This is a genomic window from Mycolicibacterium vaccae NBRC 14118 = CIP 105934 (genome assembly GCF_001552715.1).
GTDB classification, from domain to species: Bacteria; Actinomycetota; Actinomycetes; order Mycobacteriales; family Mycobacteriaceae; genus Mycobacterium; species Mycobacterium vaccae.
The window spans coordinates 12,672-31,443 of record NZ_BCRS01000064.1 but is presented as its reverse complement, the minus strand read 5'-3'; the positions used below and the strand labels follow the sequence as shown (position 1 = coordinate 31,443).

Annotated in this window: 15 protein-coding genes, 1 tRNA gene and 2 pseudogenes; 9 read left to right on the top strand and 9 right to left on the bottom strand. The window is 65.7% G+C overall.

Annotation, left to right across the window (positions count from 1 at the left end; genetic code table 11):
• The first annotated feature begins 200 nt into the window (after positions 1–200).
• On the top strand, positions 201–1,586 hold the full coding sequence (locus MVA01S_RS14155; protein ID WP_003929182.1) for an FAD-binding oxidoreductase: 1,386 nt from the start codon (positions 201–203) through the stop codon (positions 1,584–1,586).
• A gap of 171 nt (positions 1,587–1,757) precedes the next feature.
• Positions 1,758–1,831, top strand: a tRNA-Met gene (locus tag MVA01S_RS14150).
• Positions 1,832–2,000: 169 nt separating this feature from the next.
• Here the strand turns inward: MVA01S_RS14150 and MVA01S_RS14145 are convergent.
• From MVA01S_RS14145 to MVA01S_RS14115, 7 genes are all read right to left on the bottom strand, one after another.
• A complete protein-coding gene (locus MVA01S_RS14145) occupies positions 2,001–2,672 on the bottom strand; it encodes a TetR/AcrR family transcriptional regulator (RefSeq protein WP_003929181.1) in 672 nt (223 codons plus the stop codon).
• 151 nt (positions 2,673–2,823) lie between these two features.
• A complete protein-coding gene (locus MVA01S_RS14140) occupies positions 2,824–4,506 on the bottom strand; it encodes an MCE family protein (RefSeq protein ID WP_003929180.1) in 1,683 nt (560 codons plus the stop codon).
• Entirely contained in the window at positions 4,506–5,663 is a 1,158-nt protein-coding gene (locus MVA01S_RS14135) for an MCE family protein (protein WP_003929179.1), read from the bottom strand. The genes MVA01S_RS14140 and MVA01S_RS14135 overlap by 1 nt, the downstream gene beginning before the upstream one ends.
• A 14-nt stretch (positions 5,664–5,677) precedes the next feature.
• The gene (locus MVA01S_RS14130) at positions 5,678–7,003 is read right to left on the bottom strand and encodes an MCE family protein (RefSeq protein WP_051015220.1); all 1,326 of its coding nucleotides are present in this window, start codon (positions 7,001–7,003) and stop codon (positions 5,678–5,680) included.
• Complete coding sequence (locus tag MVA01S_RS14125; RefSeq protein WP_390176133.1) at positions 7,000–8,073, bottom strand: MCE family protein; 1,074 nt, start codon at positions 8,071–8,073, stop codon at positions 7,000–7,002. The genes MVA01S_RS14130 and MVA01S_RS14125 overlap by 4 nt, the downstream gene beginning before the upstream one ends.
• On the bottom strand, positions 8,057–9,088 hold the full coding sequence (locus MVA01S_RS14120; RefSeq protein WP_003929176.1) for an MCE family protein: 1,032 nt from the start codon (positions 9,086–9,088) through the stop codon (positions 8,057–8,059). Before MVA01S_RS14120 ends, MVA01S_RS14125 begins: the two co-directional genes overlap by 17 nt.
• Positions 9,088–10,290, bottom strand: a complete 1,203-nt coding sequence (locus tag MVA01S_RS14115) for an MCE family protein (RefSeq protein ID WP_040540334.1) — start codon at positions 10,288–10,290, stop codon at positions 9,088–9,090. Before MVA01S_RS14115 ends, MVA01S_RS14120 begins: the two co-directional genes overlap by 1 nt.
• A gap of 271 nt (positions 10,291–10,561) precedes the next feature.
• On the opposite strand from MVA01S_RS14115, the gene MVA01S_RS14110 reads away from it, so the two are divergent.
• Together MVA01S_RS14110 and MVA01S_RS14105 are read left to right on the top strand one after the other, a co-directional pair.
• Positions 10,562–11,323 carry a membrane protein gene (locus MVA01S_RS14110; protein WP_003929174.1) on the top strand — a complete coding sequence of 254 codons (762 nt, stop codon included), beginning with the start codon at positions 10,562–10,564 and terminating at the stop codon, positions 11,321–11,323.
• A gap of 91 nt (positions 11,324–11,414) precedes the next feature.
• Positions 11,415–11,915, top strand: a complete 501-nt coding sequence (locus tag MVA01S_RS14105; RefSeq protein WP_003929173.1) for a GAF domain-containing protein — start codon at positions 11,415–11,417, stop codon at positions 11,913–11,915.
• Between the two features lie 37 nt (positions 11,916–11,952).
• Here MVA01S_RS14105 and MVA01S_RS14100 read toward each other — a convergent pair whose 3' ends face one another.
• On the bottom strand, positions 11,953–12,921 hold the full coding sequence (locus MVA01S_RS14100; protein ID WP_237024351.1) for an NAD(P)H-dependent amine dehydrogenase family protein: 969 nt from the start codon (positions 12,919–12,921) through the stop codon (positions 11,953–11,955).
• Between the two features lie 342 nt (positions 12,922–13,263).
• Here MVA01S_RS14100 and MVA01S_RS14095 point away from each other — a divergent pair, with 342 nt between their 5' ends.
• From MVA01S_RS14095 to MVA01S_RS14085, 3 genes are read left to right on the top strand one after another with little or no spacing between them, the layout of a single operon-like run.
• Complete coding sequence (locus MVA01S_RS14095) at positions 13,264–13,638, top strand: cupin domain-containing protein (protein WP_003929171.1); 375 nt, start codon at positions 13,264–13,266, stop codon at positions 13,636–13,638.
• Positions 13,639–13,646: 8 nt separating this feature from the next.
• A complete protein-coding gene (locus MVA01S_RS14090; protein WP_003929170.1) occupies positions 13,647–15,938 on the top strand; it encodes a trimethylamine N-oxide demethylase in 2,292 nt (763 codons plus the stop codon).
• A 37-nt stretch (positions 15,939–15,975) separates the two neighbouring features.
• Complete coding sequence (locus MVA01S_RS14085; RefSeq protein WP_040540331.1) at positions 15,976–17,319, top strand: trimethylamine monooxygenase; 1,344 nt, start codon at positions 15,976–15,978, stop codon at positions 17,317–17,319.
• A 27-nt stretch (positions 17,320–17,346) separates the two neighbouring features.
• On the opposite strand, the pseudogene MVA01S_RS14080 reads toward MVA01S_RS14085, so the two are convergent.
• Positions 17,347–17,553 (bottom strand): annotated as a pseudogene (locus tag MVA01S_RS14080) (allophanate hydrolase); the annotation flags it as partial.
• A 75-nt stretch (positions 17,554–17,628) separates the two neighbouring features.
• Between MVA01S_RS14080 and MVA01S_RS32020 the strand changes: the two are divergent.
• Positions 17,629–18,087: pseudogene (locus tag MVA01S_RS32020) on the top strand (hypothetical protein); the annotation flags it as partial.
• Entirely contained in the window at positions 17,981–18,763 is a 783-nt protein-coding gene (locus MVA01S_RS14075) for a bestrophin-like domain (protein WP_003929167.1), read from the top strand. The pseudogene MVA01S_RS32020 and the gene MVA01S_RS14075, both read left to right, overlap by 107 nt.
• Positions 18,764–18,772 lie beyond the last annotated feature (9 nt).

The window sequence follows — 18,772 nt, the reverse complement described above, 5'->3', positions numbered from 1 at the left end:
CATGGCCACGGTGGTGGCCGCAGCGCGGCGGCTCGCGAGCGAAGCGTCGCGGTAGCGGCACTGCGCTGCCGTCACGGGTAGTACTTTCGGGGCCTGTCTCACCTCTGGGCGCTGCACTTGGATCTTTCTTAAATCGCCGGGCAAGTCGCCGCCAAGCCGCCGCGGTGATGCTTGTCGCAGAGTTTCCGAGAAAGGACCCGATGATGCTTCCCGTCGATCTGACGCGCGCCGAGACGCTGCGCGCGCTGCGTGACCACATCAGCAGCCCGCTGGCACTGCCCGGCGAACCCGGATACGACCGCTGCAGCCCGTGGAACGGGGCGCCGGTGACTCCGGCCGCGGTGGTGCTGGCGAGGTCCGCACACGACGTGGCACGCACCGTCAAGTTCGCTGCGGCGCACGGGATCACGGTCGCGGTGCAGGCCACCGGTCACGGCGCGATCGGGGTGGGTGCGGACACGCTGCTGGTGTTCACCGCCGAATTGGACAGTCTCAGCATCGACACCGCCAACCGCACCGCGCGCCTCGGGGCGGGACTGCGCTGGCAACAGGTGCTCGACGCGGTCACGCCCTTCGGTCTGGCCCCGCCGTGCGGTTCGGCGCCGGGGGTCGGTGTGGTCGGACTGCTCACCGGCGGGGGCGTCGGGCCGTTGGTCCGCAGCATCGGGCTGTGCTCCGACCACGTCCGTAGCTTTGAACTGGTCACCGGAACCGGTGAAATCCTGCACGTGACACCGGAAAATCACGCCGATCTGTTCTGGGGTCTGCGCGGTGGCAAGTCCACTCTCGGCATCGTCACGGCCGTGGAGATCGACCTGTTGCCGATCGCCGAGTTCTACGGCGGCGCACTCTATTTCGACGGCGCCGACGCGGCGGCGGTGCTGCACGCCTGGCGTATCTGGTGCGCCGATCTACCGGAGAGCGTGACCACCTCGGTTGCGTTGCAGCAGCTTCCGCCGCTGCCGGAGGTGCCGGAGCCGCTGGCGGGACGGTTCAGCGTGTCCTTGCGCTACGCAGCCCTCGGTGACCACGACGAGGCCGAGCGGCTGCTGGCGCCGATGCGTCAGGTCGCCGACCCGGTCATCGACGCGGTGTCGGTACTGCCGTACGCCGCGATCGGCGCGGTGCATGCCGACCCGGTCGACCCGATGCCCGCGCACGAGGACCACGCGGTGCTGCGCGAGGTGACCGCCGAGACCATTGATGCGCTATTGGCGGCCGCGGGCCCGGACTCCGGCTCGCTGCAGGCCATCGTCGAGTTGCGCCAGCTGGGTGGGGCCATGGCGCGTCCGGCCGCGCACCGCAGCGCGTTCTGCCATCGCGACGCGCCGTTCACCCTCGTCACCGTCGGCGTGCTGGCCCCTGAGATCGCTGCTGCGGTGCCCGTGAACGCTGCACAGGTGGTGGCCGCGCTGGAGCCGTGGTCGAGCAGCAGGGCGTTCCCCAACTTCGCGCCTGCGGCTGATCAGGCGCGGCTGGCGCGCTGCTACGACGAGGACACCCTGTTCTGGTTGGCAGCGATCGCCGATCGCTACGACCCCGCCGGGGTGTTGATCGCCGGCCAGGTCGCCCGCATCCCCGCCTAGGCCACTCGCCAGGGCCTCCGCCACCCCACCCACCTCCGTCGCGAGCGTGCGTGTCTGCGGGCGACACGCCCCGGTTGCTCCTGCGAAGGCGCACGCTCGCGAGCGTGCGGGGTGTTCTGAACAGGCGATTTGGTGCCTGTGCGGCGTCCCGGTAACCTTTGTTTTACCCGTCGCGGGGTGGAGCAGCTCGGTAGCTCGCTGGGCTCATAACCCAGAGGTCGCAGGTTCGAATCCTGTCCCCGCTACTAGTTGGAAAGGCCCCCGGAGGAAACTCCGGGGGCCTTTCTCATGGGTGGCGAGCGTCCAGGATTTGCGAACGTCAGCCTCACTGGTGAATGCGGTGTGAGATCCGACAAGCGTCCTGACGGCAGCGGACTTCACGCTCCGTAGTCGGGAGTCAGCGGGTCGCCGGTGTCAGTGCTTGCGGTTGCTCTTGCGGCCCCGCGGTGCAGCGCTTTCTTGGTTGGCACGCAGGTGGTCGATCATGAGCTGTGCCATGGCCTGTCGTTGTGGTTCAGTCGGCACTGGCACGTCTGCGACCATTTGTCCGACCATCAGGCCCATGGGTGCTGCCCATAAAAGGTCAGTGATTGCGGTGGCGTGGGGCGAGGGCGTGCCAATGATCTGAGCGATGCGTTCGAGTCCTGGTTGGAGGCTGGCGAGTTGCTCCATGCCGAGGCTGGAACGCAGTGATCTCGTCGCGATCAGTATTTCCATCGCAGTGAGGCTGGCGGGATTGAGGAAGACCTTCCAGGCAGCGTCGGCGAGGGCTTTCATCCGCTGTTCGGTATCGGTGATGCCTTCGACTTCGTTTGCGAGGTCGTTGATCGAGGTGACCAGGGTGGTGATGGCGTGGTCGATGACCGCTGTGAGGAGGCCGTCGCGGTCTCCGAAGTGGTACTGAACGACCCCGGTGCTGACGCCGGCACGCTCGATGATGTGCCGGGTGCTGGCCGCGGAGAAGCCTTCTTCGCGAATACATCTGATGGTTTCTTCGATGACCAGCTCGCGTGTGCGGTCGGCGCGTTCCTGGCTTTTGTGTCGGGACCGTCGTGGCGTGGCGCCGCGTGGAGGCTTGGCCGTCATCGGTTTACCGCCGTCATCAGCGTCGACGCTGTCGTGGGACGCCCGCCGGGCAGGACCCGGCGGTGCTCTGCGAATGGGGAGGTGGCCACGAGCCGCACGGGTAGATCCTATTCGTGCGCGACGGTGAGACGCGTGCATGGGCTGCGCACGGTCACGAACGTCGTGGGGTGAGTAGGAGGTCGACCCAGTTCTCTGCGGGCGGCGCCTTGGCGTCGGCTGCGGTGAAGACTCCGATATCGCCGTTGGGGTGTTGGAAGAGCCCGTTGGCGGAGTCGTAGACGGCGACGTGGGCGGTGGCAGGTTCGGCTGCTGTGTGTTCGGCCGCTCCCGCAGGTGGGGACGAGCTGTGTCCGCCGGCTGGGCCATGCTGGCCGTAGGGCGGAACGTGTAATTCCGGTGGCGGGTTGTAGGGCAGCGGCGGAGGCGGCGGGCCTGGCGTCACCGGGGGTACCGGCAGCGGGTACGGGGCGAACTCGGCGGGCCCGGGCCCGGGGGGAACCCCGGGTGGCAGGTCGGCCACCGGCGGACCGGGGTCGTAGTCCGCGTCGGGCGGAATGTATGGAAATTTATTGGGAGGAAGGATGTTTCGTGGATCGGTGATCGGTGTGTCCTCGGCGACGGTGGGACCACGCCAGGCTTGATTGCCCATCGGGACGTACCCGGCCGGGTCGCGGCAGAGCGCGACGGTCGGGGCGCGCTTGCCGGGGAACTCCTGGCACGGGTAGTTGCGGGCGCCGCGGACCACCAGCGATGAGCTCTGGGGCACTTTGCAGTACATGTCGTCGGGGATCTCGCGCAGGGTCTGGTCGCCGGGTGAGCGGATCTGCGTCGGGGGGATGAAGCCGACATTGCAGGGCGGCGGGTCGTCGAGGCCGAGTTTGAAGTCGACTTTGGTGCCTTCGTCGGGCGGTAGTTGTTCGGCGGAGCTGATGAGTACGGCGGTCACGGCCGGCAGAACGACGAGGGTCTGCTCGAGGGACTTGTGGTAGATGACCCCGATGCGCCCGAAGTTGGCGAGGTTCGCGGCGAGCATGGGAAACGACGGGCGGATCCCGGCGAAGGTGTCGGTGGCCGCCTCCGCGGCTGCCGGTGCTGTCTGCAGCAGGGTCCGCAGTTGTGGGTCGGCGGCCCGCAATTCAGTGGTGAAACGGGCCAGCCCGTCGGCCAGCGAGGTGATGTTCTGACCGCTGCGGTTCTGCGCGTCCAGGAAGGGGCCGAGGTGCTCGATCAAAGCGGTGGTGTCTTCACGCGCGCCATCGAGTTCGCCGACAAGTTGTGAGGTCGAACGGATCAGGCGCGCAACTTCGGGACCGGCGTGGTCGAATGCGGTGGCGGTCTCGCGGAGCACGTCGTTGAGCCGGCTGTGGTCCAGCGAGTTGACCAGGTCCTGGGCTTCTCGTAGGAGGCCGGCGACGTTGCCGCTGAGCGTGGTGTGGGAGCGGTCGATGACCGATCCGTTCCGCAGCGGCTCGCCGGATTCGTGGTCGCGCATCGGGATGAGCTCGACGTACTGCTCGCCGATCGCGGAGACGCTCTTGGCCGCGGCGGTGATGTCGGCGGGGATCGCGACTTCCGATCGGAGGCGCATGCGCACGTCGACGCTGAGGTCATCGGTCAGTTCGACGGCGGTGACGCGTCCGACGGTCGACCCGCGGTAGGTGACGTTGGCGTTCGGGTAGAGGCCGCCGCTGGCGGCGAAATTGGCGGTGACGGTGTAGCGCCCGATACCCAGTGTTTCGGGTACCCGCAGGTAGAAGACAGCCACGGCGCCGAGCGCGAGGACGGTGATCGTGGCGAAGATGCCCAACTGCCATCGAACGGTGCGGGTGAGCATCATCGCCCGCCTGCGGGAGTTTTGGCCGACGGAATGGTGAAGGGGTCGGCGGCCTGTCCGGACAGGTCGGCTTGTTGACCGATGAGAAAGTCGGGAGTGGTGAGGATTTCGCTGAGGTGCTTCATGTTCGGGTCCAGCGGAGACGTGGTGAAGAAGTTCTCGCCGAAGCGGCGCTGCGTCAGGTCCAGGGTGGCGATGGCGTTGAGGTAGTCCCCGCGCACGGCGTGTTTGATGCCGGTCTGGGGGAAGGGATAGGTCGCGATGATCGGTAGCGCGTCGATCAAGTCCTGCGCGTGATCGGCGAGCGGTTTGACCACGGCGTAGGCAGCCGTGATGTCGGCGGTGATGTCGGTCTTGGTCTGGGCCAGGATTCGGGCCGTGACTTCGCTGATGCGCTGGAGTGCGGCGAAGGTCTCGACGATTCGGTTGGCGTTGGCGTTGAGAGTGCGGGTCGCGTCCGGAAGTGCGGCCAGCGCATCGGCGACGACGGTGTCGTCGGCGGCGAATTTCGATGCCACGCGGTTGATGGATTCCATGGCGGCGACGATGTCGTCGCTCTGGCGGCTGACCGCGGCGGTGAGTTCGGCCAATTGAGGGAGGAGGCCGGCGAACTGGCCGGAGCGGCCGGCCACGGCGCGGTGAAGCTCATCGGTGATGTCCTGCAACACACCGAGATTGCCCTTGTTGACGACGACTCCGAGGCTGGAGAGCACTTCTTCGGTCGTGGGGTAGCGGGCGGCGCGCTGTTGCGGGATGGCGGCGCCGTCGGCCAGTACGCCGGTGGGCGGTTCGGTTGACGGGGCGCGGAGCGCGACGTGCTGTGAGCCCAGCAGCGACGTCTGTCCGACGGTGACGGTGGCGTTGGCGGGCAGATGCACCGACGAACTCAGCGACAGCTGCAGCGATGCGTAGAACGTGCCGTCGGGCCGTTGCATCACCTGCTGGCCGGACACGCTGCCAACGGTCACGTCACCGACAAGGACCGGCGAATTCTGCGGCAGGGTGGACACATCGGGCAGTTCGACGGTGATGGTGAACGAGCCGGCACCATGGCCGACGGTACCGGGAAGATTCAGCGAGTTGAGCCCGCCGAACGAGCAACCCGTCGCGATCACGGCAGTGGATCCGAGCGCGGTGAACATTTTCACGGCGCGCATCCATGGCAGCGTGTTCATCGCCCTGGTTCCGTCGCGGGTGGCGCCGCGTCCGGTGCCTCCGGCGGCAGCAGCAGACCGGCCAGGTCGGCGCCGGGCGGCATCGTCGGCGGGCTTACCCCCGGCAGCGGCAACCACTGCAGCTGAGACAGCGGTGTCTGTGCCTTGGCTTGGGTGGCGGGGGTGTCGTAGATCATCTGGCCCTTATAGGCGGTGATGGTGTTGATCGGGTGGAACAGGACCGGCGGGAAGTTCATCATGATCCTCTTGAGCACCGGCCCCATGCGTTGCCGACAGATCTCGGTGCGTTTGAAGTATTCGGGCGTGCCCGCGGCGTCGAACACGCCCGCGCACAGAAACTGCACGGGATTGGCGAAGTTGGGCAGGGACAGGATCGCTCCGATCGATCCTTGCGCCGGGTTGTAGATGTTGTAGAAGTTCACCAACGCGTTGGGTGCCACGTGCAGCACCTGCTCGATGTCTTCGCTGTGCTCGGTCAGCAGCGATGTGAATTCGGTCAGTTTGGCGACCTGGCCGCCGAGTGTGTCGTTGTTGGTGTTGAGGAAGGTCTTGACCTGCCCGAGGGCGGTGTTGAGGGCATCCAGTGACCCGGCGAGGTCGGCGGAGCTGTCGGCGAAAACCTGCGACAGGGCCGCGACATGGCCGGTGAACTGCACGATCTGTTCGTTACTGGTGGACAGGGCGTCGACCAAGGTACGCAGGTTCTTCACGGTCCCGACGAGATCGAAACGGGAATCACCAAGGCGCCCAGCGGTTTGGGACAGTTCCCGGATGGCGTCGCGGAAGGATTGACCGTTGCCCTCGAACGTGGTCGCCGCCTGGTTGATCGCCGTGCTCAGCGGCCCCTGCATCCCTGCACTCTGCGGGCCGAGATGAGCGGCCAGTTGCGTGAGCTGATCTTTCACGTCGTCCCATTCGACCGGGACGGCGGTGCGCTCGGCGGGGATGACGGCGTGGTCGGCCAGCGTCGGTCCGCCGCTGTACACAGGTCCCAACTCGATGGTGCGTGCCGACAGCAGGTTCGGGGCCACGATGATCGCCGACGCGTCGGCGGGTACGGGAACACCGTGGCGAACGGAGAAAGTGATCTCGGTGTGCGTGGGCCCGGGGGAGATTCTGGAGACGGACCCCACCGGGACACCGAGGATTTCGACATTGTCGCCGGGATACAGGCCTACCGCGGAAGGGAAGTGTGCGGTGACCGTGACTGGCGAGGGGCGCGGCCACGCGGCGATCACCCCGCCTGTCAGCGTGCCCAGAAGCAGGAGGATGAGCGCGACTCGGGGACGACGGCGCCGAAATGCTGCTTGGAGAGTTCTCATGGCGATTTTGGCCTGATGACGGCGCGGTCGGTGATGAACCCGCGTAAGAAGTCCGAAAGACTGTCTGGCAGTTTGCCGGGCTGGAAGTAGGCATCCAGCAGTACCCCACCGAGGGTGGGTGGAGGGACGCCGAAGACGTTGGCCTGGAACCCCGGACCTGAGCCGACGACTTCTCCGAGAGCGGTGGCGTACGAGGGCAGCCCGGTAATCGCGGCAGAGATGTGCTCGCGGCGCGCGTTGAGGTTGTCCAGGACCAGGTTCAGCTTCGTCAGCGCAGGCCTGAGGTGTTCCTGGTTGTCCTCGACGAATCCGGAGAGTTGGCTGGCGAGTGCCCGGATGCCGGAGATCAGGCGGTCGATGGCCTGGCGGCGGTCGGCGAGCTCGGCGAACAGGGCGTTGCCGTCGGTGATCAATTGGTTGATCTGGTCGGACCGCGCGGAAACGATGTCGGACAGCGCCTTGGCGTGTTGAAGCAGCTGTTGCACCTTGTGGTCACGCTGATTGACGCTGCGGGACAGTGCGGTGATGCCGTCGAGCGCCGCACGCACTTGGGGAGCGGCATCGCGCATCGCCGCGGTGAGGGTGTCGAGTGCGTCGACGAACTTGGCTTGGTCGAGCTCACCGACATTGCGTCCGAGGTTTTGCAATGCGTTGTTGAGGGTGTACGGAGTCGTGGTGCGACCGAGAGGTATCGTGGCGACCGTTCCGCTGCCGCGGGGGATCACTGCGACAGATCGTTGTCCCAGAACGGTGTCGGTCTTGATGGCGGCCAGTGACTGATCACCCACCCGGATCGTGCGATCGACGGTGAAGCTGACTCGCGCGGCCCTGGTCGAGATGTCGAGTTCGACGCTGTCGACCTCCCCGACGGTGAGCCCGTAGACCTGCACGGGGTTTCCGGTGACGATGCCGCCGGCGTGGGCGAAGTAGGCGGTGTAGCGCTGGCCGTGCGGCCAGAAGGGAAGTTTGGTGTAGCCGAAGGACACCAGCACCAGACACGTGACGACGGTGATTCCGAAGATACCGGTGCGCAGAGGATCTCGACGCTGAAGGCTATTTGGCAAAGTCACACCTGCCGTTGTTGGATGCCGGCGGTTTCACGGCCGGCAGGATGATGTCACTTCCGGCAGGACCGTTGATCTTGATCTTGACCGAGCAGAAGTAGATGTTGAAGAACGAGCCATACGCCCCAAGAGCGCTGAGCCGCAGGTAGTCCTCGGCGAGAGGCTCCAGGGTTGCATTGACGTCCTTCTTTCGGTCGTCGAGCGCGGTGGCGAATGGGCCGGCGTTCTCGATGACGGCCTGGAAAGGGCGCCGCGCAGTGCTGAGGACTTCGGTGAGATCGCGTTCGGTAGCGGCCAGCGGTTCCAGCGCGTTGACGATAGGGTCGCGTCCTTGACTGAGGCTGGTGATCAACTGCTGAAGCTGGTCCACGCTCGTGTCGAGGTCGGTGCTCTTCTGGTCGGCGGCGGCCAGGACCGTGGTGAGGTTGTCGATGGTCTCGCCGATGAGTTGGTCACGACCGGCAATGGCATGGGTGAAGTCGGCGGTGTTGGACAGCACCGTGGACAGCGTGGCGCCCTTGCCCTGGAGCAGTTCGATGATGGCGTTGCTGACCTGGTTGAGTTTGGCCCCGTCGAGGCCTTTGAGGACGGGGCGAAGCCCCCCGAGGAGGGCGTCGAGATCGAGAGCCGGTTCGGTGCGGTCGCGTGGGATCGTCGCTCCTGCAGGAAGTTTACGCAGTTCCCCGGGACCGGCAAGAATTTCCAAGTACCGGTCGCCGGTCAGATTCTGATAGCGGATCGCCGCGTGGGTGGAGGCATAGAGCTGCTGGCGTTTGTCGACGGTGAAGGTGACGGTGGCGTGGTCGCCGTTGATGGCGATGTTTTTGACCGTCCCGACGGCGATACCGGCGATGCGGACGTCCTGGCCGGGTTTAAGGCGAGACACCGAGGTGAAGTCGGCATGGAACGTGGTGGTCGTGCCGAATCGGAACTGGCCGAAGGTCAGGACCAGCCCCGACAGCACGAGCAGCATGATCACCGTGAAGATGCCTACCTTGACGGCGACGCCCCGAGTCGACATCAGTAGTCGTCCCGTTCTGCGTAGGCGCCGTTGAAAAGGAACTGCAGGGTGGACGGGGCGTCGAACTGCAGTTCCGTGTTCGGCTGATACGGCACGTAGGCGTTGTCGGTGACGAGGAAAGGCGGCCGATACCAGGATCCGGCGCTCTGTTTGGTGGGAAGGTCGGGCAGTCCCCGGCAGTTGGGACCCCCGGAGGCGTTGACTAGAGGCAGGCTCTCCGGGTAGGTGTAGGCCGGGGAACCCGGGATGAAGCCCGCGTTGACGAACAGGGCGGGCTGGATGCCGCCGATGTAAGGGCCGAACTTCTTGTAGGCCTTGGCGAACGAGGTGATCAGGCAACCGAATTCAGGTGAGTAGTCGCGCAGCACTTCCAATGGGGCGCGCAGACGCTCGATGGCGGCGATCAGGTCGCCTTCGGCCGGAGCGAGGGTCTCGGTGCCGGTGTTGGCTAGGCCGGTGGTGGCCAGCAAGGTGGCGCTGAGGTTGTCCCGCTCGGCGACGAGCGTGTCGCTGATGGTGGGGGTGTTGCCCAGGGTGGACACGAGATCATTGGCGGCAGCGCTGTAGAAGTCGCCGACGCTGGTGAGTTTGCGTAGGTTCGTGTGGAGTTCCGGAAGGTGCGGGTTGACAGCACCCAGGTAACCGCTCAGTGTTGTCAGGCCTTCACCCAGATCGTTCCCGTTGCCGCGCAATCCATCTCCCAGTGCGGTCAAGGTGGCGTTGAGTTGCACCGGGTTGATCTTCTGCAGCGTGTCGACCAGCGCCTGGAACAACGTGTTCACCTCCACGCTGACGTCTGCGGCTTGCAGATGCGCGCGGGGCAGGAGCCGCTCGGCACTCGGCCGTGTGGGCGGAAGGAGTTCGACGGATTTGGCTCCGAAGATCGTGCTGCTTGCTATCCGTGCGGTGACATTGGCGGGAACCTTGACCAGTTCGTCCGTCCGGATTGCCAGCGTCAATTGCGCCGACGCGCCGTCGTAGGAAATGTCGGACACCTTGCCGATCGGCACACCGAGTAACTTCACCTTCGCGTCGCGATCCATCACGAGACCCGCGCGCGGTGCGGTCAATGTGACCGTGGAGGTTGGCGTGAACGCCCCCCGGTAACTCAACAAGGTCATCGCACCAGCGGCGAGACAGCCCGCCACCAAGAGCGCTGCAGCAACACGAAGCTTCGCGTGTCGCCCTCGCTGTGCCTCCACTGAACGCCCTCAATTCCACGTGACGATGCTGCTCCACGTAACCGATCAGGTGCCTCAACGGCATTGGGAGACAGTGTTGCCCGCCGGCAAGATAAGTGCTTCGCCGCTGACGTCCCCCCGCGCCTCCTTCTGGCATCCAGAAAACTATCGACCGTTATAACATCACACGTGATATAAAACTAGAGTCCGGTGCTACTGCGACACCCAACTTCATCCGTTGCCAGGCCGGGCGGTCCGGTCGGCGACAACCTCGACGCGGAGGCCAGCGCTCATGACAGAGACGATCAACGACGGTGCCGCGGGGGAGGCGCGCGAGCGCCGCGGATTCTCCTCACTGCAGAAATCGCTCTTCGGAGTGCTTGCCTTCTTCTTCGCGATCCACCCGGTGTTCTGGTTCCTCGAAACCCGCGCGGGGGTGCCTCAGCCCGTTGCCTCGACGGTGATGGTGGTTGTCGTGGTCGGCTGCTTTGTGACGGCGCTTGCGCTGCCCTGGCTTCGGGTGGGAGACCGCCGGGATTGGACGCGGGCCGAACGTTTGGGAGCGATGGTGATCGTGTGGGTCTTCATCGCACTCATCCCACGTTTCATCTGGGAACTTCCCTGGCTGCTGTTCTTCGATCAGATCGTGGAGGGGGTCGAGAACGGGGCGCTGTGGACCTACATGTGGGCGCCCATCCTGCTCGGCGGCGACGCTCGTTACCTCACCGGCGATCCCTTGATCGTCTGCATGGAGTGGATCGCGTTGTTCGTCGGGATCTTCGAGGCCTACGCACTGTTCCAGTTCTTCCGACAGCGCAGACGGTTCACCAGCAACCAGTTGTCGCTGATCATGGCCGGCATGATCGTCGAGGTGACGCTGCCAGCCGTGTACTTCGGCACCGAGATCGCGAACAATCTTGAGAGCATGTCGTCCCCGGTGGAAATGTGGGTGAAGTTCGTCCTCATCAACGTGCTGTGGTGCACCATGCCGCTGCTCACCTACTTCTGGGGAGTGCGCAGGCTCGTCAACAACGACCTACACGTGCGGTTCTGAGAAGCAGGGCAGGCGACAGGCGCGGCCAGGAGTTCGTTGCAGCCTGCGTGCGATAGTTGCGCATTTCGCCGATCCCGGCCACGATCTCGGCATGACCGACAACACGCCCCCGGCCACTGACACCACTGCGGGACTGGCTGGCCTGTCCGCCGATCTCGACGCCCTGGTCGAGAAGCTGGGGGTCAAGTCCGTCCTGGTGATGCGCTCGGAGCCGGATTCGATGGTGGTGGCGGCAACCGCGGGCGAGGCGTCGAAGAGTTACACCGTCGGCGCGGCCGGTAAGAAGGCCGGCGACGACGACAACCGGGTTCCGCTGTACTGCGAGCGGGTGGTCGATACCGACACCACGCTTTTCGTGCGGGATTCCCGCGAGGATGCGACCTTCGCCGGCAATGAGGATGAGGTGGAGTTCGGGTTGCACAACTACCTCGGCCTGGCCGTGCACGGACCTGACGGCGCTGTCGTGGGAACCGTGTGTGTGCTCGACGACCGGGCCCGCGATTACGCCGACGAGGACCTGGAGGCTCTGCAGGCGTTGCGCGACAACGTCGAACGTGCCGTACGGGAGGATGACTCGGCGTTGGGCGGATAAACGCCCGCCATCTCCTCTACCGGCCGGCACGGCCTCTTCAGAATCGCGTGCGGTAGCGCAGGCGCGGGAGCTTGTCGACGGTGACGATGCCCGGCGGTGCCGCGATCACATCGGGAATCCGGTTCACGAGCTGGGTGCACGTGGTCGTCTGTGTGGGCACGGTTCCGTTGGACAGGAACAGGTTCGGCTCGCCTTCGATGGTCCACTCGTTGATGTCACCTTCGCCGGTCCCGTACACCCGGCCCGACATCTCGAAGACGAAGGCGGGCCCCTCCGCGGTCTCGATCCGGTCGATATCGGTGAATCCCACGACGTCCCCAGGTGCGAGGTCGATGCCCAGCGCTTCCGAACGCATTGCCGCGAAAGCGATGTCGGGTCTAGTGGTGGTGCTGATCGAGCTGACGGTCAGGCCGGTGTCGGCGACCAGCGCATCGAGCACGTTGCGACCAAAGGTCGGAGGGCGCTGCGCACCCCGGACCCACTCCTCGAACTCTGCGACCGCGCGACCCACCTGTTGAGCCGTCGCCAATTCGGGACCGAAGTCGTCGACGTTCCAACTCGCCTTGCCGCAGACGGTGTCGATCCGGTGTGCGGTACCCATCAGCAGCGCGACGATGTTCACCCAGAAGGTGTCCTGAAATCCCGTCCCGGTCAGGGTCGCCCCCGTGGACTTGGCCAGCGCGTCCAACTCGGCGGCCAGCTCGGGCGAGGTCTCCCACGGGTAGAGCATCTCTTCGGACAGCGTGACGGCGTTGACTCCGTGTTCGGCGCAGATGCGCAGCTGTTCAACGGCATCGGTGAGGTAGCTGTTCACCGCGATCACCGCCACATCCGGTCGGGTCTGCGCGAAAACCGCCGCGGCGTCGTCGCTGACCGTGACGCCGAGCTGACGGCCGAATCCGATCACGTCACCGAGATCCTGTCCGACCTTCTGCGGGCTGCGGGCGATCGCACCGACGATCTCCACCCCCTTGTCGATCAGCATGCCGGCGATGATCGAATTCATCGCGCCGACTCCATACACCACAGCCCGGACGCCGGACATCTGCATCGACCTCGCTCTCGTCAGGAGTTCGGTCGCCGTCGATGCGACCTTGCGGAGATGGTATCGGCGGGTTAGCGATGGTGTGCGGTGAAGCCGAATGTCGTTGCTGCGAGCGATATTCACGTTCGTTCGGGTGACCACAGGAGTTGGTGAGTCCTACGCTACGCGCACCGCCGGCGACTGCACCGCCCAGGCGCGAACATACGCGGAGAAGAGAAACGCGACAGTAATCTCCTCGAAACGCGCCCATGGTTTCCTCTCATCAGACTCGGTTTCATCCAAAGAGATCAGCTTGGAGGCTCCATGACGAGCATTGCCGCCCCGCCGTTTCTGGTGACATCCGGCTTCTGGGACAAGCTTCCGCGGATGCCCCTCGAGCAGTATCCGGGCACCGAGGGGTTCATCGACGACGTCTATGCCAACCCGAACGGCGTGCCGATGTCCTCGGGCTACTTCGAACTGCGCAACACCGATGCGCCGCTGGACTATTACTACGACTACGACGAGATGAAGGTCGTCCTCGAAGGTGAGTTCCGGCTGGAGAACGCCGACACCGGCCAGGTCGAGATCGCCAGGGCCAAGGACGCGATCTTCTTCCCGAAGGGGTCGCGCATCCTGTTCTCCACGCCGACGCGCGCACTCGCGTTCTACGTCGGCTACCGCTCGTTCGCGCCCTGAAGCCGCCTGTGCCGGAACGCTTCCGCGTGGCGCCCGGCTCGGTCACCGCGGTCAGGGTGTTCGGCGGTGACCGGCTCGACATCATCGACCAGTACGGTCGCCAACCGGCCGAGTTGACGGTGCTCGCCGCCGACCCCGCAGCGATCGCCGATGCCGTGCCCGACACGGCGGCGACCGTGCTGCGCCGTCTCACCCCGGGCCCCGACGAGAACGGTTATGCCGCAGCGCGCATCCTGTCGCTGCTCAGCCGGCATCGCATCGACCAGCACGCATCAGTGGCGACCGGATTGTTCGGTGAACACTCCCGCGCCGGTTCGCGCGCCGGCTTCACCGTCGACGCCGACGCCGTGGTCCTCGTCGCGGCTCCGGCCTCTCCGATGAGCCTGACCGGTGACGATCCGAACCCGCCGTCGGAGGTGCGCGTCGAGGTACACCGAGCGGATCCGCACCGGCCGGAGCTCCGCGAACTGCCCGCACCGCTGGCCGAGCCGCTGTTCGACATGCGCATCGACGCCGCGACCGCGTCGTCCTACGAAGTCCAGGCCGGGCAGTTCATTCAGGTCATCGACGTCGCCGGCCGCCAGTGCTCAGACTTCCTCGCCTTCGATGCCCGCGAACTCGCCGACGGGAGAGAGTTCGGGCTCGACGCCACCACCACCCGCACGATCGGCGGTGGCGCCTACCCGCAGCCCGGGCTGCACGGGAAGTTCTTCGACGGCCGCGCACGTCCCCTCGTCGAGGTGGTCCGCGACACCGTCGGTCGCCACGACACGTTCGCGCTGGCATGCACCGCGAAGTACTACGCCGACCTCGGATACCCGGGCCACATCAACTGCACCGACAACTTCAATGCCACGCTGTCCCGGTTCGGCGTCACAGCGCGACAGGGCTGGTCGGCGTTGAACCTGTTCTACAACACCGCGTTCGACGCCGACCACCAGCTCATCTCCGACGAGCCGTGGTCGCGCGCGGGCGATTATGTGCTGTTCCGCGCCTGCGCCGACCTGGTGTGCGCGTCGTCGGCCTGCCCCGACGACATCGATGCCGCCAACGGCTGGGAGCCCACCGACATCCACATCCGGGTCTACGACTCCACCAGGAGGTTCTCTGTGGCGGTGGGACACCGGCTGACGCCGGACTCCGAACCCGTGCTGACCAAGGCCACCGCATTCGGTGGGCGCACCGCGGCGTTGACGTCCAATGTCACCGAGTACAACGGCTATTGGCTACCCAACAGCTTCGACAACCACGGCCCGCACCAGGAGTACTGGGCGTGCCGGGAACGGGTCGCGGTGATGGACCTTTCCGCACTGCGCAAGTTCGAGGTGCTCGGCCCCGACGCCGAGGCGCTGCTGCAGGCCACGCTCACCCGCGACATCCGCAGGCTCGCCCGTGGCCAGGTCGTCTACTCGGCGATGTGCACCGAAACCGGCGGGGTGCTCGACGACTGCACGCTACTGCGGCTGGGCGACAACAACTTCCGCTTCATCGGCGGCGATCCGTACGACGGGATCTGGCTGCGCACCCAGGCCGAGCGCCTCGGGCTGGACCAGGTGTGGATCAAGGAGTCCACCGACCACATGCACAACATCGCCGTCCAGGGCCCGTCCAGCCGGGATCTGCTGGACGGGCTGATCTGGACGCCACCCGGGCAACCGGCGCTGCGCGACCTCGGCTGGTTCCGTTTCCTGATCGGACGGCTCGACGGACCCGACGGTGCTGCTCTTGTGGTGTCCAGGACGGGCTACACCGGGGAACTGGGCTATGAACTGTGGGTCCATCCCGGCGACGCCGAGTCGTTGTGGGACCGGGTCTGGGATGCGGGACTGCCCTACGGGCTGGCCCCACTGGGTCTGGAAGCCCTGGAGATGCTACGCATCGAGTCGGGGCTCGTGGCCGCCGGCCACGAATTCGACGACCAGACAGACCCGTTCGAGGCCGGCATCGGATTCACCGTGCCGCTGAAGAGCAAGACCGACGACTTCGTCGGCCGCGCCGCCCTGGTCGAACGCAAGGCGCACCCGCAGCGGGCACTGGTCGGGCTGCTGCTGGACGGCAACGACACCGCCGCACACGGGGACTGCGTGCACCTGGGCCGCACCCAGGTCGGGGTGGTCACCAGCGCGACCCGCTCTCCGCTACTGGGTGCCAGCATCGCGTTGTGCCGTCTCGCGGTTCAGCACAGCTCGCCCGGCACCCGGGTGGAGATCGGCAAGCTCGACGGCCACCGCAAGCGTATCCCTGCCACGGTCACCACGATCCCATTCTACGACCCCGACAAGACCCGCCCGCGCTCATGACGTCACCCCGGTCTTGTTCACAGCAAAGGAGAAAACCATGTCCCGAACTGCAGTGATCGGCGCGGGGCCGTGCGGCCTGGCTGCGCTGCACGCCTTCGAGCAGGCCCGCCTCGGCGGCGTCGACGTCGGCGAGGTGGTGTGTTTCGAGAAACAGAGCGACTGGGGCGGTCTGTGGAACTACACCTGGCGCACCGGCCTGGACAGCCACGGAGATCCGGTGCACGGCAGCATGTACCGCTATCTGTGGTCCAACGGACCCAAAGAGTGCCTGGAGTTCTCCGACTACACCTTCGACGAACACTTCGGCGGCCCGATCCCGTCGTTCCCGCCGCGTGAGGTGCTGTACGACTACATCATCGGGCGGGCCAAGAAGAGCAATGTCCGCCAGTACATCGCGTTCGACACCGCCGTGCGGCAGGTGAGCTTCGACGACGAACACCAGACGTTCACCCTCGCGCTGGAGTCCTGGGAGACCGGTGAAAGCAGCGTGCGCACCGAATCTTTCGACTACGTCATGGTCGCCTCCGGGCACTTCTCCACCCCGAACGTGCCGGAGTACCCCGGCTTCATGTCATTCCCGGGCCGCATCCTGCACTCCCACGACTTCCGCGACGCCGTCGAGTTCGCCGGAAAAGACCTGCTCATCCTCGGCAGCAGCTATTCGGCCGAAGACATCGCGCTGCAGTCACGCAAGTACGGCGCGACGTCGGTCACCATCTCGTACCGCAATTCCCCGATGGGGTTCGGCTGGCCCGACGGCATCGCCGAGGTGCCCGCGCTGCAGCATGTGGACGGCAGAACAGCCCATTTCGTCGACGGCACCACTCGCGACGTCGACGCGATCATCTTGTGCACGGGCTATCAGCATCACTTCCCGTTCATCGACGCCGGACTGCGCCTGACCACCACCAACAACCTCTACCCGGGCGGGCTGTACAAGGGCGTGGTGTGGACGGCGAACCCGAAGCTCATCTACCTCGGCATGCAGGACCAGTACTACACGTTCAACATGTTCGACGCGCAGGCGTTCGTCGCGCGCGACGTGGTGCTGGGCAGGCTGCCGTTGCCCGACCCCGACGCGATGGCCGCGGACATCGACGTGTGGCTGGCCAAGTACGCCGAGGTGTCCGGGGTCATGGAGCAGATCGACTTCCAGACCGACTATGTGCGGGACCTGATGACGCTGACCGACTACGCGGCGTTCGACCTGGACCTTGTCCGGGAGCACTTCGTGACGTGGGAACACGACAAGGACGCCAGCATCACCGGCTACCGCGACAAATCGTTCGCGTCGCCGTGCACCGGGACCGTCGGCCCCCGGCCCCACACCACGTGGTGGGACGAGCTCGATGACAGCCTGGCCCGCTTCCTGAAGCGCTGACATCGCGCAGGTGGGCGGAGGTCAGTGGCCTGCCCGCCGTTCGATCGCCTCGGCGGCGGCGATCAGCTCAGCGCGGGGGACCGTCGACAGCCAGGTGCCGTCATCACGCCGGGCCGTGATCGCGTCGGCGACGCGGGCCGCGGTCTTGGCCGGTGAACCCGTGCCCGCGGCATGCGACGCGAGGATCTCGGCCACGGAGGGCCCGAGGGAGGGTCCGTGGTGTTGGTCACCCATATCTGTCGAGTGTCGGCAGATTAGTGGTCGTCGATCCTGTGGCGCAGGGCGGGAACCGCACCGTTGTTAGTGAACACCGCCGCCAACATCTACCTGACCGTTGTTGCCGAAACTGCTTTCACCAACACCCTTTTCGTCGCCATGCTTGATGAGGCGCCCGCCAACGGCGACTACCTGCTGCCGACGGTGTCGTCGGCCTTCTCCCCATACGGTCAGCGCGACGAGCCCGTAGGCGACCGCGGAGACACCCCGGCCGGTCCGATGTGTCCACCAGCACCGTGTTGGCGTGGCGCTGCGGGTGCGCGGGAATCGCAGTTTGCCACGCGAGGCGGCCATCACCCCCTAAAGTCGGAACACCGCCCGCGACCGAACGGGCGAATCGATCGACAACCGGGGGGCGATCTTGAGTCAGTGGCTGGTCTCTCATGTGCCGTCGTGGCTGCTCCTGCTCTTGATCGTCACCTGCACGGCGGGCACGGCCGTCCTCATCCAAACCGTGGTGCGGCGCCGCTTCCCAAATCTCAGAGGCGATGAGCACAACGATGTCACCAAGTTCGCCTTCGGCGTCGTGGGCTTCGTGTTCGCCTTCTTCATCGGCTTCGTCGTCTCCGCGATGTGGGGCCAGATAAGCCATGCCGATACCCTCGTGCGAACCGAAGGCACGGCCGGGGCGCAACTCGCCCGAGACTCCCACATCTTCGACCAGCCCGACAGGGACCGGATCCGTCAAAGCCTGCTCGAGTACGAACAGGCGGCCATCATCGAATGGGACGACATCAACGAAGGCCGGTCATACCCGCAGGCGGATCAAGCGCTGAACCGGCTCTACGCGGCTTACGAAGCTGTGCAGCCACGTACCGATGTGCAGAAAACCTTGCTCTCAACGTCATTCGGCAACCTCAACGACGTCAGTAAAGCGCGTGCCGAACGCGTCCTACAAGCCCGCACAGACACCGGTCCACCCTGGTCGCTGTGGGCGGTCATCTTCGTCACCAGCGGACTACTGCTCGGCTGCGCCATCATCTACGGTGTCGAAAAGCCCGCCAACCACTACGCCATGGTCGCCATCATCGGCACGCTCGTCGGGGCGCAGTTGTTCCTCGTCGTCGAGCTCTCCCACCCATACGTCGGCGCGGTATCGACTGTCTCAGAACCACTCCACCAGGTCATACGAACGTTGCAGGACAGCCCCGACAATCCCGATGATTGAGTATCGACC

Bases quoted from the DNA above. Each gene is read 5' to 3' on its own strand.
- MVA01S_RS14155 (WP_003929182.1), top strand. From the start codon at position 201: ATGATGCTTCCCGTCGATCTGACGCGCGCCGAGACGCTGCGCGCGCTG.
- MVA01S_RS14145 (WP_003929181.1), bottom strand. From the start codon at position 2,672: ATGACGGCCAAGCCTCCACGCGGCGCCACGCCACGACGGTCCCGACAC.
- MVA01S_RS14140 (WP_003929180.1), bottom strand. From the start codon at position 4,506: ATGCTCACCCGCACCGTTCGATGGCAGTTGGGCATCTTCGCCACGATC.
- MVA01S_RS14135 (WP_003929179.1), bottom strand. From the start codon at position 5,663: ATGCGCGCCGTGAAAATGTTCACCGCGCTCGGATCCACTGCCGTGATC.
- MVA01S_RS14130 (WP_051015220.1), bottom strand. From the start codon at position 7,003: ATGAGAACTCTCCAAGCAGCATTTCGGCGCCGTCGTCCCCGAGTCGCG.
- MVA01S_RS14120 (WP_003929176.1), bottom strand. From the start codon at position 9,088: ATGTCGACTCGGGGCGTCGCCGTCAAGGTAGGCATCTTCACGGTGATC.
- MVA01S_RS14110 (WP_003929174.1), top strand. From the start codon at position 10,562: ATGACAGAGACGATCAACGACGGTGCCGCGGGGGAGGCGCGCGAGCGC.
- MVA01S_RS14105 (WP_003929173.1), top strand. From the start codon at position 11,415: ATGACCGACAACACGCCCCCGGCCACTGACACCACTGCGGGACTGGCT.
- MVA01S_RS14100 (WP_237024351.1), bottom strand. From the start codon at position 12,921: ATGAATTCGATCATCGCCGGCATGCTGATCGACAAGGGGGTGGAGATC.
- MVA01S_RS14095 (WP_003929171.1), top strand. From the start codon at position 13,264: ATGACGAGCATTGCCGCCCCGCCGTTTCTGGTGACATCCGGCTTCTGG.
- MVA01S_RS14085 (WP_040540331.1), top strand. From the start codon at position 15,976: ATGTCCCGAACTGCAGTGATCGGCGCGGGGCCGTGCGGCCTGGCTGCG.